Genomic DNA, 13,319 nt, shown 5'->3' on the forward strand with positions numbered 1-13,319 from the left:
CATAAGCTTTGGAGAAGGTCCGCAGCACAACCACATTCGGGAATCGCCGGACCAGATCCGGCCCGTCGATCCGGTACCGGGAGGCGACGAATTCGATGTAGGCCTCGTCGAGCAGCACAATGGTGTCGCTGGGGATCTGGCTCAAGAACCATTCCACCGACCAGCTCGGCTCCAGTGTTCCGGTCGGATTGTGCGGTCTGCACAACACCACGACGCGCGCGTCGGCCGCCGCTTCGGCCATGGCCGCCAGGTCCTGGTAGCCGTACCTGTCGAGCGGGACGGCAACCTGGGTTAGCCGGGCCATCTCCGCGAAGATCGGGTAGCCGTCGAAAGTCGGTGTGCCCATCACAATCCGGTCACCCGGGCGGGTGACCGCGTGCAACACCTGCACCGCTACGCCTGATGCTCCCGTCCCGAGCACGACCTGGTCCTCGTCCAACCCGACCCGGTCAGCGATCATTCGCCGTAACTGTCCGGGCAGGAACTCCGGATAGCGATTCGCCACGTCGAGGCTGTGGGCCAACGCCGAGCGCACCGCAGGAAGGGGCGGAAAGGGACTTTCGTTGAGTGACAACGCGAGTGGGTCAACCGCCTGCGGCAGCGACGAGAGTATCTCGGCGGTCACCGAGGTCCCGAGCGCGGGTTCGGCCATCAGTTACGACCTCCCCAGCGCACCGCGGCCGCGCCGGCGAAGTCGCCGGCGTGTGCGAAAGCAGCCATCATGATCACGTCGCCGGCGTCGAGTTGACCCGCGGAGATCGCGCGATCCAGGTTGACCGGGATGCCGGCACCGAACAGGTTGCCGCACTCGTCAAAGGTGTCGCGGTGACGTTCCTCGGGCACCTCGAGCGCCTCGCGCCAATTCCGCAGGAACACCCGGTTGGGCTGATTGGTGACCAGCAGGTCAATGTCTTTGGGCTTCAGCCCGATTCGGTCGCACACCGCGTACGCCACCTCGGGGACCTGACGGTTCCCGCGGGCCAGCACCTTGGCAATCTTGGTTTCGGTGAACCCGATGGAACCCTCGCCGGGACCGGGCTCCCAGTACTTGCGGGGCGGATCCATGGCGATCGTCATGTCGCCGGCGTATTCGCCGTATGTGCGGCATTCGATGTCGAGAATCGGTGACTGGTCAGACAGGGTCACCAGGCCCACCGCAGCGCCGTCACCGGGAACCGCCGACTGCGCCTTGCGACGCACTCCTGGTTGGTCGAAGACCTGCCCCGCCGTGTTCTGCGCGATCGCGATCAGCGCGGTGTGCCCTTCACCCGATGCGAGCAGCCGACGGGCAACGTTGAGCGCCAATACGAATGCCGCACATCCGCCGTTGTGCAGATCAAGCACCCAGTTCGGGTGCATGCCGAGCCGGTGCGCCATCCCACCGCCGGCGCCATAGAACGGCACATCCGGCAACTGAGTGTGGCTGATCAAAATGTCGACATTTTCGATCACGTCGCGACCGTGCCGCTCGATCAGTCCCTGCGCCGCACGTTCGACCATGTCGATCGCGGTCTCCTCCGGTCCGACGTGATGACGGAATGAGGGCGCGCGGAACATCAGGTTGTCACGTAATTCGTCGGAGTCGGCGAACTGTGCGTAGTAGTCGGCGCCGATCGGCTCGCCAGGTAGGTAGCTGGCGACGTCGATCAGGCTGACGTCGGGTTGCGTGGTCATTTCATCCACTCCGGGGTGATCGAAAGGCCGTGGCGGTGGCGGTATTCGGCGATGCTCTTGAGGTTGTTCAGTTCCAGCGCGTGGCCGGGTCCGAACAAGTCCCAGAAGTCGCCGACCCAGCCGGTACGCTCCGCCGGGGCGACCTCGGGATAAGGGTTCTCGTCGTAGAACGGATGACGGCAATTCGTCCACATCACAACGGAACCCGGCTTGTCCAGCACCACCTTGGCGTCGAGGACGCGCATCAGGTAGATCATCCAGAGATGCTTGCCCTGATCCCACGCACAGTGATAGTCGACGGTGCGCGCCTGCGAGTTGGCGAAGGTGCGGGTGTAAATCGTGGTGTCGGGCAACAGCTTGTCGTAAGCCAGCCAGAGTCCCGGTTCATCGGACGGGGTGAAGCCACGCAGGGTGTAGGTCCACTCCTCGAGGCTGCGGGTGTCCGACAGATATTCGAAAAGTTCGTCGGGCGGGCAATCCACGTAGTCGTTGACGGTGCAGTACTGCCCGAACACCTCGTTGTGAGGGTATGCCGACCGCATCTGCGTGAAGAAGTTTGCGGCCGTCTCCTCCAACGGCGTGGTCTCGATCCGAACGACACCGTCGATCGGTTCGGTAGTGCCGGTGTGAGCGGCGATATCGTCAAGCGCTGGCAGCGACATGGGCGCGGTCCTCCTGTAGTGAAATATGTTGTTTAGTAGAGCGGCTGGTTACAGCCGTACCGAGAAATGGTGCAAAGGGCGGTATTTCGTCGGCTGCGCATTCCACGCTGATCACCGCCGGACCGTCCACGTTCAGTGAGGCGCGCACTGCGGACGCCAGTTCCGTCGTGTCGCTGACGTCTACCGACGACAGCTTGGGGAACATCGCGGCCAGACCCGCCCCGAGGTGGCTGGGCGAAAACCGGTTATAGCTGTAGAAGTCGTTGTAGTAGAGCTGTTCTCGGGTCACGCACATGGCATGGGCGTTGTTATTGAGCAACACGAAGGTGACTGGAAGCCGGTAATGCACCGCGGTGTGCACCTCCATGCCGTGCATGTAGAACGCGCCGTCCCCGGCGATCACCACCACTCGACCACCGGCGCCTCGCGTCTTTTTGCGGGCGAACGCCATCCCGATACCGGCACCGAAGCTGTAACCCATGCCGCCCATGCCCAGGGCGACTGCGAACCGTCCCCTGCGCCGCACCGGCAGATAGTGAATGGCCGCCGCGCCGGTGTTACCGGCATCGACGACGATGTCGACCCCGGCGGGCAGTAGGTCATCCAGCTCCGTCATCGCGTCGCGATAGCGCACGCCCGGGCCGTCGAAGGCCGGCGGGGTGAGCTCGGTGTGCGCGATTGCGTCGGGTACCCGCACGCCGGTGGGCCGTCCCGCGCCGACGAGTGCGTCGGTCAGCGTCCGCAGCGACACCCGTAGGTCGTCGGTGTGGACGTGGGTGCACGGGAAGTATGGCGGCGCCGACCCGATGGAGATCGTCGGCACGGAGGCCAGGGCATCGTCGAGACCGGCCCGCGCGGTCACCGACAAGCGGGTGCCCACCACCAGGCAGAGCCCACTGCCGGCCACCGCCTCGGCCACACCGGGGTGGCCCATGACACCGGTCACTCCCAGCGCCGACGACGAACCGAAGCCTGGTGTTCCCGCGACGTCCTTGGCGTCGGGCACACATGCCACTCGTGCGCGTAGCACCGCCCGAAGCGAGGCCAGCTCGGCACGCGCGTCATCGCGGGCCACTTGCTCGCCGGCAATGATCGTGACCGGCCCGGTCACCCGCCGCAGGGCGCGCACAATCGGATGCGGATTACCAACTATTTGTGGCCGATCGGCATCCGGTGAGCATGCCTGGTCAATGGTGGATTGCTGAATGTCTTTGGGCAGCAACAGCACTGCCGGGCCGCCCGTTTTTGCCGCGGCGATGGCCGCCGGCAGTGCGGAGGCGATGTCCGCGGCGCTGGTTACCCGCCTGCAGAACACCGATACTTGCGAGAACAACGCCTCGGCGTTCAACGAGCCGTTGAGTCCGCTGGTGTCCTGGAAGCTGCCCAAACCGTCCATCGTGGTCGCCGGTTGGCCAACCAGTGCCAAAACCGGTATGCGGCTGGTGAACGATTCACCCAGGGCTGGAACAAGATTCAGCGCGCCCCCACCGGAGGTCGCGGCGACAACGCCCAGGCCGGCGCCGCTGCGACTGTAACCGTCGGCCATCGTCGCAGCGGAAAACTCGTGCTTTGCCAGCACGGCAGTGATGTCCGGCCGGAAATATGCGGCGTCGTAAAGGTCCTCGATGTTGGCGCCGTCGACGCCGAAGATGTACTCAACTCCGGTCCTCGCTAGATGACCGACGATGTGGTCGACCACCCGGTGCTTTCTCGACATACAAGAGACACGGCTCGGGGCTCGCTTGGGTTCAACACCATTTGCTGTTGAACCACAAGGCAACCGCAATCGTGTTATCGACGTGCAGTGTGTGTTCAGTGACCGCCGAAGCAGACATGACGTCGTTATCGTCGGAGCAGGGCCTGGCGGTCTGGCCGTCGCGCGCGAGCTCGGGCACCAGCATCAGGTTTCGGCGCTGGTCGTCGATAAAGCCTCCGCACCAGCGATGTCGTGGCGCAATCGCTACGACAACTTCCGGTTGAACACCAATGGTTATCTGTCTCACCTTCCCGGGCAACGAATTCCTCTCAGCGCCGGCCGTTGGCCTTCCAAGGAGGACATGGTCGGATATTTCGACAGCTACGTCCGCCAGCAGAACATCAGGCTCGCGCTGGGCAGCGAGGTCAACCGCATCGAACGCGCAGCCGAAGGCTGGCGGGTGGACACCTCACACGGTGACATCAGATCGTCGGCGGTCGTACTGGCCACCGGCCGCTATCGCACGCCCGCCATCCCGCCATGGCCCGGACTCAACCAATTCGTCGGCGACGTGGTGCATTCCGTCGACTTCCGCAACGCCTGGCCGTTCCGCGATCGCAACGTCCTGGTTGTCGGCGCCGGAAATTCGGCCGCCGACATCGCCGTTCAGCTGGCCGACAACGGCGCGCGTAAGGTCTGGTTGGCGGTGCGTACGCCACCACATCTGGTGCGCCGTGCCATCGGCCCGATTCCCTCGGACGTTTTCTTGGAATTGTTCGCCCGGGTGCCGGCACGCATCGTCGATCCGGTGATAGCGCGGCTCAACCGGCTGCTGCTTGGTGATGTATCGGTGTACGGCTTCGGTCGGCCGCCGCTCGGGCTGAAGGCGACCGTGGAACAGCGTGGCCGAATCCCCACGCTGGCCGACGAGCTGGTCGACGTTGTACGGGCGCGCCGGATCGACGTGGTGGCCGCGGTCACGGCACTCGAATCCAAGCAGGTAATCCTGGCCGACGGCACCGGCATCACGCCCGACGTGATCATTGCCGCGACGGGCTTCGACCCCGATCTAGGCGGCCTGGTCGGCCATCTCGGTGTGCTCGACGAACACGGCAATCCGCCCGGCGGCTTCGCCTCGGACATGGGCGATGGGATGTTCGCGATCGGCTACGGCATCCCACCCAGCGGCCCGTTGAGGGCGATCCGGCTGGCGGCCACGCCACTGGCCGGTCAGATCGCGGACTACCTGACGGCCACAGCAAAGGGGGATCAATGGCGTTACTCACCGCAAAGCGGTTCTTCCACCGCGGTGTAGATGGCTACGAGGCCGCCCGTCGCGAGACGGTGTGGAATAGCCTTCTACCGCAGCGCTTTCCCGAGGTGATCGTGCAGGCGTGCGACACCGATGACGTCGTCGCTGCGATCCGCTACGCCCGGGCCCAGGGCTACCAGGTCGGCGTTCGCTCGGGCGGACACAGTTGGAACGCAAGCCATCTGCGCGATGGCGGGATGCTGCTCGATGTGAGCCGTCTGGGTCACTGCCGTGTCGACACCGATGCGATGATCGCCCACGTCGGGCCGGGCGTGATCGCCAGCGCGTTTGCGACCGATCTCGATGCTCAGGGCATGTTCTTCCCGGCCGGCCATTGCGAGGGCATTCGGCTCGGTGGGTATCTGCTTCAGGGTGGATACGGCTGGAACAGCAAGGTCGTCGGGCCGGCGTGCGAGAGCGTGCTCGGGCTGGAGGTCGTCACCGCCGAAGGCGACACGCTCTACTGCGACCCGGAGCACCACCCCGACCTGTACTGGGCCGCCCGTGGCAGCGGGCCCGGATTCTTCGGCGTGGTTACGTCATTCACGCTGCGACTGCACCGGCGTCCGGCCGTCCTGGGCACGTGTCTGTACCTGTACCCGGTCGACGTCGCTGACGAGGTGTTCAGCTGGGGCCGCGCGATCAGCGGCGAGATCGACGATCGAGTCGAACTGCAAATCCTCACCTCGCGCAACGCGCCGGAGGTCGGACCCGACGAGCCGACGATCGCTATCGCCTCGCCGGTTTTCGCCGAGTCCGACGACGAGGCCGCGAAAGCGCTTGCGATCCTAGGCACGTGCCCGGTGATCGACCGGGCAACCGCCGCCCTTCCGTACATGCCGACGACCCTGGCCAACTGGTATTCGGCCGTGATGGCGAAATACCCTGAGGACCATCGGTATAGCGTCGACAACATGTTCACGTCGGCCCCGGCCGACGACCTTCTACCGGGAATCCGCAAGATCATCGAGACCTTGCCGCCGCACCCGTCGCACTTCGTCTTCGCGGGCTGGAAACCGTCCGCGGATCGCACCGAGATGGTCTACGGCGTGGAAGACGAGATTTACCTGGGGCTCTACACCGCCTGGCACGATGCTGCCGACGACGCACGCTACGGCGACTGGGCCCCGTCCAACATGGCCGCGATGTCGCATCTGGCAACCGGCATCTCGCTTGCTGACGAGAACCTGGCGCGGCGTTCCGCGACGTTCATCACCGAATCGAACATGGCACGCCTGGATCAGGTACGCGCCGCCTACGACCCGAGTGGCATGTTCCACAGCTGGATGGCAAGCGGTTAGTCAAATCTTCTGCGCTACAAACTGTTTCACAGTGAGCGCTGCAGCAGTACCTGTCCGTTGTCGGCGGAAACGATCTGTACCGCCGCGATCTGCTCGACGGGCGTCGAGATACTGCCGGACGGGTTCGCCGTGTGGCCCGGGTCAGCGACCCAGGTGGCCAGCTGAGTGTGGGAACCGTCGCGACTCACGACGACCATCGCCAGCTTGTCGTGATGGGCAGTGACCGGGGCCAGGCAGACACAGTTGAGGTCGATGTAGGTGCCCCAGTGCTGGCTGCTGATCGACACCGTCGACGCCAGCGCATCGGTACCGATCTGGGCCATCGGCAGTGCAGAGACGCTTGCCTGCGGCGGCACCGAGGACGTCGGGTGCTGCCAGGCGATGCTCACGAACAGGCCGACCGCCAGCAGCACGGCCGCAGCGGCCCCTGACGTCCACGTCACCATGCGTACGCGGCGACGACGCCGATGAACCTCGGACAGCAATGACGGCAGCAGAGTCGGCGCCATAGCCGGCGCCGCGGCGGGGTCGTCGCCACCTAGTGTGGCCACCGTGCCGCCGTCGAGCTTCGACAGCAGCGCCGGCATGCCGCTGAGCTCGCTCACGGCCTGGTTGCACAGCGGGCAGACGCTCAGATGCGCCTCGTATTCGCGCCGATCGGCGGTGGAAAGCGATCCGAGCACGTAGGCGGCATCCCACGTCGCGTAGTCGTGGGTGTCGCCAGCGGGAATAGCGCTGTCACCGGGAGGGCCGAAACCTCGAATCACCCTCATCGTGTCACCTCAATTGCCGCCATAACCAGGCATTCGTAGCCGCCGGCCCCCCGGATGGCCCGGAATATCATCATCGGGTCACCCCCATCTCCTGCAGAGAGAGTCGAAGCGACCGCACCGCGTAGTGTAGTCGCGATTTGACCGTCCCTTCGGCGATGTCGAGGTCAGCGGCGATCTGGGCAGTCGTCCATCCCCGGTAGTAGGACCGCTCGATCACGGCTCGATGGTCCGCTGACATCTGCGCCATCGCATCGGCGATCAGCATCCGGTCCAGCGCCGAGTCCACCTCGTCGGGGGTGGATCGCTCCGGTACACCCGAATCATCCAGCGAGCCAACTACATTGCGGAATTTTGGACTGCGGCGTTCATCGATGATCATGTTGCGCGCAACGGTGAACAACCATGCACGCGCCGAGCGCTCGGTGTCGCCGATCACCTCGGGGTGCTGCCAGGCCCGCAGCAGCGTCTCCTGGACCACGTCTTCGGCGCGAGCGGCGTCGCCGGTCAACCGGAGCGCATAACGCCACAACGGTGCAGCGTGCTCGTCATAGAGCGCCTTCATCAACGCGGCTTCGCTGTTGTCGGCGCTGGTGAATCGACTCACTCGATCACCTCCTGATATGTGATACGAGTTGCGCGCCTTTCGAGTTCACCTTGGCAGTTCAGCACCATGATCTTGCTCAGTCGGGCATCCAGTTGCCGTGGAATCCGTGTGGCACACGGCGCGGCATCCGGATCCGGGCCACTGGCTCGCCCTCGAAGTCGGAAGCGTCGATGACCACCAGATCGCTGCTGTCGGTCACCGAGTTGTACACGTATGTCAAATACCAACCGGCCAGTTCGTCCGGCCGACCGATCGCGGGCGCGAACACCGCTTCACCGGGCGCCCCGGCTTCGCCGGCGCGGTCGAATCGGTGCTCGACCGCGGTGTCACGTTGCAGGTCATAGCGGATGAGGGCGCCGCTGCCGACCGCCACGGAGTAGCGGGCGGGCGTGCCGGCCAGCCGATCGTCGATCCGCGGGAATTCCACTCCGCGGTCATCGAGCTGAGTCTCGTCGACCACCCCGGTGTCCAGGTTGATCGTCCATCGCCACAACGCCGCATCGGTCCCGAATTCACTGTTGTCCCGCCACATTTCGTCATACCGGAGCACCTCTAGCGCGATGGCGCTTTTGCCGGGTGCCGTCACATCGTGGGCGTTGACGACGTGGAAGACGAAGCACGGATCGATCTCGAACCACCGCAACGGGCCATAGGGGTCGTCGCGGCGGAGCACACCGAGGCGGGCGGGGTACCGGTCGTCCCAGCGGTACGGCAAATCCCTGTCGAAGGAACCGGTGAGCGCCGCCTGCAGGTTGAACAGCAGCGGGAGATCCAGGAAAACGACATGCTCGGCGGTCAGCGCGAAATCGTGCATCAAGGTCAGCGCGGGCACGTCGATGGGGCGACTGATCGTCAACCGGCCGTCGGCGTCGGCGCGGTGATAGCTGACATGTGGTTCAAAGATGTTGCCGCAGCCGAAGAAATGCAATTCACCGGTGTTCGGGCAGATCTTGGGATGCGCGGTCATCGAGTCGGTCAGCATGCCGCCGAAGTCGTAGGCGCCCAGCGTTTTCAAGTCATTGCTGATTTCGTAGGGCAGCGAGAATTCCATCAGCGCGAGCGTCTTGCCGGCATGGCGCACCACATGGGTGTTGGCGATGCTGGAGTGCAGGTTTCGGCTGCCGTCGTCGTTGTAGAGCGGGGCGGGGTTGTCGAAGCTTTCGGTACGCACCCAGCGGTTGCGATACCAGGCGGCGCGACCGTTTTCCAACCGGATTCCGTGGACCATGCCGTCGCCGACACACCAATGGCCTTGGCCTGCACGCGAATTGGGACCGTTACGCAGGTACCAGCCGTTCAGCTCGGCGGGAATGTCACCTTCGACCGGCAGGTCGAATGTGGTCAGCTCGTCGTGGACGGGAGCATAGTTGCCGGTGCGGAAGACCGGGAAAACCGTCTCCGCCGGCACCGCCGTCGCCGTCACCAGCGCGGGCTGCAGCTCCACCCGGTTCGCGGCCAACCGCTGGTCGGCCTTCGCCAGCAGGGAGGGCAGCAGATCGGGGCATGCCGGCACCGTGGCGGGCTCCTCGTCCAGCAGCGACAGCATCGGCGCGATGGCCTCGAACTCTGCTACGGCTTGCCGGCATGAACTGCAGCCGGCCATGTGCAGCTCGAATTCGCGCCGGTCGGTATCCGACAGCGCATCCAGCACGTAGGCGGCGTCCCACATCTCGTATTCGTGGTCGCCCTGCGGCACGTTGCCGTTCCGCGATTCCGTCATTGCGTCACACCCATCTCCACCAGTGCCTGGCGAAGTCCTCGCAGCGCGTAATGCAGCCGCGACTTGACCGTGCCCTCGGCGATCCCCAGATCGGCGGCGATCTGGGCGGTCGTCCAGCCCTGGTAATAGGACCGGCCAACCACCGCCCGGTGTTCTGCGGACAGTTGCGCCATCGCGTCGCCGATCAACGCTCGGTTCAGCACCCCGGTCGACTCATCAGGACCTGCCGGTTCCGGCGGCCCCGTGCCGTCGGTGGGAATCACCTCATGGCGAAACCGGGCGCTGCGTCGGTCGTCGATGACCATGTTTCTGGCAACGGTGAACAACCAGCCGCGCGGGGACTGCCCGTTGTTGAAGACATGCGGGTGTTGCCACGCCCGTAGCAAGGTCTCTTGCACCACGTCTTCGGCATGGGCATGGTCACCGGTCAACCGCCACGCATAGCGCCATAAAGCGGCGGCGTGCTGGTCGCACAGCCGCTTCAAAGCGATCGCTTCCGCGCCGGTGCCCGGTATGTCCATCACCAGCCTCTCGGTGATGACACGATCTAGGTGTCCGTTCGGTTCACTCCGTCCGGCGACGAGGTTAACCGAGAGTCAAAATGCGTGGCCCGTCCTCGGTCGCAGCGACGGTGTGCTCCCAGTGTGCGGCACGCGAGCCGTCTGCGGTAGTGACAGTCCACTCGTCGTCGAGCACCACGGTTTTGCGGGTTCCCAGGGTAAGCATTGGCTCGATCGCCAGCACCGATCCGACGGCCAGCACGGGCCCGCGGCCAGGAGATCCTTCGTTGGGCAGAAACGGATCCATGTGCATCTGCCTGCCGATGCCGTGTCCGCCGTAGCCCTCGACAATCCCGAACTTGCGCCCGTAGCGGGCCTCGGCCGCGTGCGTGCCGGTTTCGATGGCGTGCGATACGTCGGTCAGGCGGTTGCCGGGAATCATCGCGGCGATCCCGGCCTCCATCGACTCCTTGGTCGCCTGCGACAGCAGTTCGTCGGCAGGGATGATCTGGCCGACACCGAAGGTGATCGCGGCATCGCCGTGCCAGCCGTGAAGGATCGCGCCGCAATCGATGGAGACCAGGTCCCCCGCCGCGAGTTTCTCGGTGCCCGAAGGGATGCCGTGCACGACACGGTCATTGACCGAGGAGCAGATCGACGCCGGATAGCCGTGGTAGCCGAGGAACGATGGCGTGGCGCCGGCGTCACGGATCACCGATTCGGCGATCCGGTCGAGTTCGTGCGTCGAAACGCCGGGAACTGCGGCCTCGCGCACCGCACCCAGAGCGGCGGCGACCACGGCCCCGGCGGCTGCCATCGCGTCGAGTTCAGCGGCGCTGCGTTGTGGCACCACTTTGCGACTGCGCAGGCCGGCCAGGCCGATCACCGTTACTTCCCGAGCGCCTGCAGCGCGCGGGCGAATACCTCGTCCACGGAGCCGACGGCATCCACGGTTCTCAGCTCGTTGCTGTAGTACTCGATCAGCGGCGCGGTCTCGTCGCGGTAGACGTTCATCCGGTTGTGGATCACGTCGTCGGTGTCATCGGCGCGGCCCCGCGATCGGAGTCGCTCGAACAAGACGTCTTCGGGCACTCGAAGCTCCAGGACGGCATCAAGTGCGGTTCCGCGGCGCTCGAGCATGTCGCGCAGCGCTTTGGCCTGCTGGACGGAGCGCGGGTAACCGTCGAGGATGAATCCGCTGTTGGTGTCCGGTTTGCTCAGACGGTCGTCGACGAGTTCGTTGGTCAGCTCAGACGGAACCAGATCGCCGGCGTCCAAGTAGCGCTTGGCTTCCAAACCCAGCTTGGTGCCGTTGCCGATGTTCTCCCGGAAAAGGTCGCCGGTGGACAGGTGCGGTACCTCGAGCTTCTCGGCCAACTGCACGGCCTGGGTGCCCTTGCCCGCTCCAGGCGGGCCCAGCAACACAACTCTCACTTGAGGAACCCTTCGTAATTGCGTTGCATGAGCTGACTCTCGATCTGTTTGACGGTATCCAAGCCGACGCCAATCATGATCAAAACCGCAGTGCCGCCGAACGGCAAGTTTTGCACGGTCCCGGTGCTACCGATCTTCAGGAAGAGGTTGGGCAGCACCGCGATGACACCGAGGTAGATCGACCCCGGCAGGGTGATCCTGCTCAGCACGTAACGCAGGTAGTCGGCGGTCGGTTTGCCCGGCCGGATACCGGGAATGAAGCCACCGAACTTCTTCATCTCGTCAGCACGCTCGTCGGGGTTGAACGTGATCGAGACGTAGAAATACGTGAAGAAGATGATCAGGCCGAAGTAGATACCGATGTAGACCGGGCTGGCTGGGTTCGACAAATAGTTGCCGACGAACTTGTCCCACCACGTGTTGCCCGTGCCACCGCTACCGCTGCGGACCAACTGGGTGATCAGGTGCGGGATGTAGATCAGTGACGACGCGAAGATCACCGGGATGACACCGGCCTGGTTGACCTTCAACGGCAGATAAGTCGAGCTTCCGCCATACATCCGCCGGCCCACCATGCGCTTTGCATACTGCACCGGGATGCGGCGCTGGCCCTGCTCGACGAACACCACGCCGACGACGATGATCAGCGCGGCCACCAGGACGGTGGTGAACACCACCCCACCACGGCTGTCCAGGATGCTCTTGCCTTCGCCCGGGATTCGGGCGGCGATACCCGCGAAGATCAGCATCGACATGCCGTTACCGATGCCACGCTCGGTGACCAGCTCACCCATCCACATCACCAGCGCCGCACCCGCGGTCATCACCAGCACGATGACGATCAGCGAGAAGATGCTCTGGTTGGCGATGATGTCCAGGCTGCAGCCCTGCAGCAGGCCGCCGTTAGCCGCCAGCGCCACGATGCTGGTGGCCTGCAGGATGGCCAGCGCGATGGCCAGATAGCGCGTGTACTGCGTCATCTTGGCCTGGCCGGACTGGCCTTCTTTTCGAAGCTCCTCGAACCGCGGAATGACCACGGTGAGCAGCTGCACGATGATGCTCGCGGTGATGTATGGCATCACGCCGACCGCGAACACGGTCAGCTGCAACAGCGCGCCACCGGAGAACAAGTTGATCAGCGAGTAGATCTGCGCCGAGTCCCCGCCGCTGATCTGCGCGATGCACTTCTGCACGTTGGGGTAGTTGACGCCGGGCGACGGGACCGTCGCACCCAAGCGATAGAGCACAACGATGCCCAGGGTGAACAGGATCTTCCGTCTCAGGTCGACTGTTCGCAGCGATGAGATGAAAGCCGAAAGCACTCTTCCTCCTGCGCAGCCGGTCTCTGTTCGCGGCATGCCAACACGCTGGTGAAACCAGCATTGAACGTTCTTGCATGGTCCTGCGTCACGCGGCAAGCACTCACAGGCCAGCAGGTGTCCAGCGCGCGTCAGACAGTCTACGAGACTAACAGCGGTGGTGGCGCTCCCCCGCAAACGGGTAGGGCTGCACACAGTACTTCCCAAGGCACAAGGCGTACAGTTTCGATAGCTCTTTACCTTGGCTAAATATCAAGTCGGTGGCGAATTCAGTCGAAAGGTATTGCATGACGCACATGGGTAACACACGGTTTGAGAGTGATA

Annotated in this window: 13 protein-coding genes; 2 read left to right on the forward strand and 11 right to left on the reverse strand. The window is 64.4% G+C overall.

Annotated features, from left to right (window positions below):
- From VN856_RS02365 to VN856_RS02380, 4 genes are all read right to left on the reverse strand, one after another.
- Positions 1-652, reverse strand: a 652-nt coding sequence (locus VN856_RS02365; RefSeq protein WP_325685774.1) for an aminotransferase class I/II-fold pyridoxal phosphate-dependent enzyme, incomplete at its 3' end; no start/stop codon positions are given.
- Positions 652-1,674, reverse strand: a complete 1,023-nt coding sequence (locus tag VN856_RS02370) for a 3-oxoacyl-ACP synthase III family protein (RefSeq protein ID WP_325685776.1) — start codon at positions 1,672-1,674, stop codon at positions 652-654. The genes VN856_RS02365 and VN856_RS02370, both read right to left, overlap by 1 nt.
- Complete coding sequence (locus VN856_RS02375) at positions 1,671-2,336, reverse strand: SRPBCC family protein (protein ID WP_325685778.1); 666 nt, start codon at positions 2,334-2,336, stop codon at positions 1,671-1,673. Before VN856_RS02375 ends, VN856_RS02370 begins: the two co-directional genes overlap by 4 nt.
- Entirely contained in the window at positions 2,317-4,053 is a 1,737-nt protein-coding gene (locus tag VN856_RS02380; protein WP_325685780.1) for a thiamine pyrophosphate-binding protein, read from the reverse strand. Before VN856_RS02380 ends, VN856_RS02375 begins: the two co-directional genes overlap by 20 nt.
- A 91-nt stretch (positions 4,054-4,144) precedes the next feature.
- On the opposite strand from VN856_RS02380, the gene VN856_RS02385 reads away from it, so the two are divergent.
- Positions 4,145-5,347 (forward strand): NAD(P)/FAD-dependent oxidoreductase, encoded by a 1,203-nt coding sequence (locus VN856_RS02385; protein WP_325685782.1) that lies wholly within the window; start codon positions 4,145-4,147, stop codon positions 5,345-5,347.
- Complete coding sequence (locus VN856_RS02390) at positions 5,305-6,645, forward strand: FAD-binding oxidoreductase (protein WP_325685784.1); 1,341 nt, start codon at positions 5,305-5,307, stop codon at positions 6,643-6,645. Before VN856_RS02385 ends, VN856_RS02390 begins: the two co-directional genes overlap by 43 nt.
- Before the next feature lie 26 nt (positions 6,646-6,671).
- Here VN856_RS02390 and VN856_RS02395 read toward each other — a convergent pair whose 3' ends face one another.
- The 7 genes from VN856_RS02395 to secY form a co-directional block, all read right to left on the reverse strand.
- Entirely contained in the window at positions 6,672-7,418 is a 747-nt protein-coding gene (locus VN856_RS02395; protein WP_325685786.1) for a zf-HC2 domain-containing protein, read from the reverse strand.
- 70 nt (positions 7,419-7,488) lie between these two features.
- On the reverse strand, positions 7,489-8,022 hold the full coding sequence (locus VN856_RS02400) for a sigma-70 family RNA polymerase sigma factor (RefSeq protein WP_325685788.1): 534 nt from the start codon (positions 8,020-8,022) through the stop codon (positions 7,489-7,491).
- A 76-nt stretch (positions 8,023-8,098) separates the two neighbouring features.
- Entirely contained in the window at positions 8,099-9,742 is a 1,644-nt protein-coding gene (locus VN856_RS02405) for a carotenoid oxygenase family protein (protein ID WP_325685790.1), read from the reverse strand.
- The gene (locus VN856_RS02410) at positions 9,739-10,263 is read right to left on the reverse strand and encodes a sigma-70 family RNA polymerase sigma factor (protein WP_325685798.1); all 525 of its coding nucleotides are present in this window, start codon (positions 10,261-10,263) and stop codon (positions 9,739-9,741) included. The genes VN856_RS02405 and VN856_RS02410 overlap by 4 nt, the downstream gene beginning before the upstream one ends.
- Before the next feature lie 64 nt (positions 10,264-10,327).
- The gene (map, locus tag VN856_RS02415; RefSeq protein ID WP_325685792.1) at positions 10,328-11,128 is read right to left on the reverse strand and encodes a type I methionyl aminopeptidase; all 801 of its coding nucleotides are present in this window, start codon (positions 11,126-11,128) and stop codon (positions 10,328-10,330) included.
- A 2-nt stretch (positions 11,129-11,130) separates the two neighbouring features.
- Positions 11,131-11,676, reverse strand: a complete 546-nt coding sequence (locus tag VN856_RS02420) for an adenylate kinase (protein WP_325685794.1) — start codon at positions 11,674-11,676, stop codon at positions 11,131-11,133.
- Positions 11,673-12,998, reverse strand: a complete 1,326-nt coding sequence (gene secY / locus VN856_RS02425) for a preprotein translocase subunit SecY (RefSeq protein WP_325685796.1) — start codon at positions 12,996-12,998, stop codon at positions 11,673-11,675. The genes VN856_RS02420 and secY overlap by 4 nt, the downstream gene beginning before the upstream one ends.
- Positions 12,999-13,319: the final 321 nt, after the last annotated feature.

Source organism: Mycobacterium sp. (assembly GCF_035603715.1).
Lineage (GTDB): Bacteria > Actinomycetota > Actinomycetes > Mycobacteriales > Mycobacteriaceae > Mycobacterium.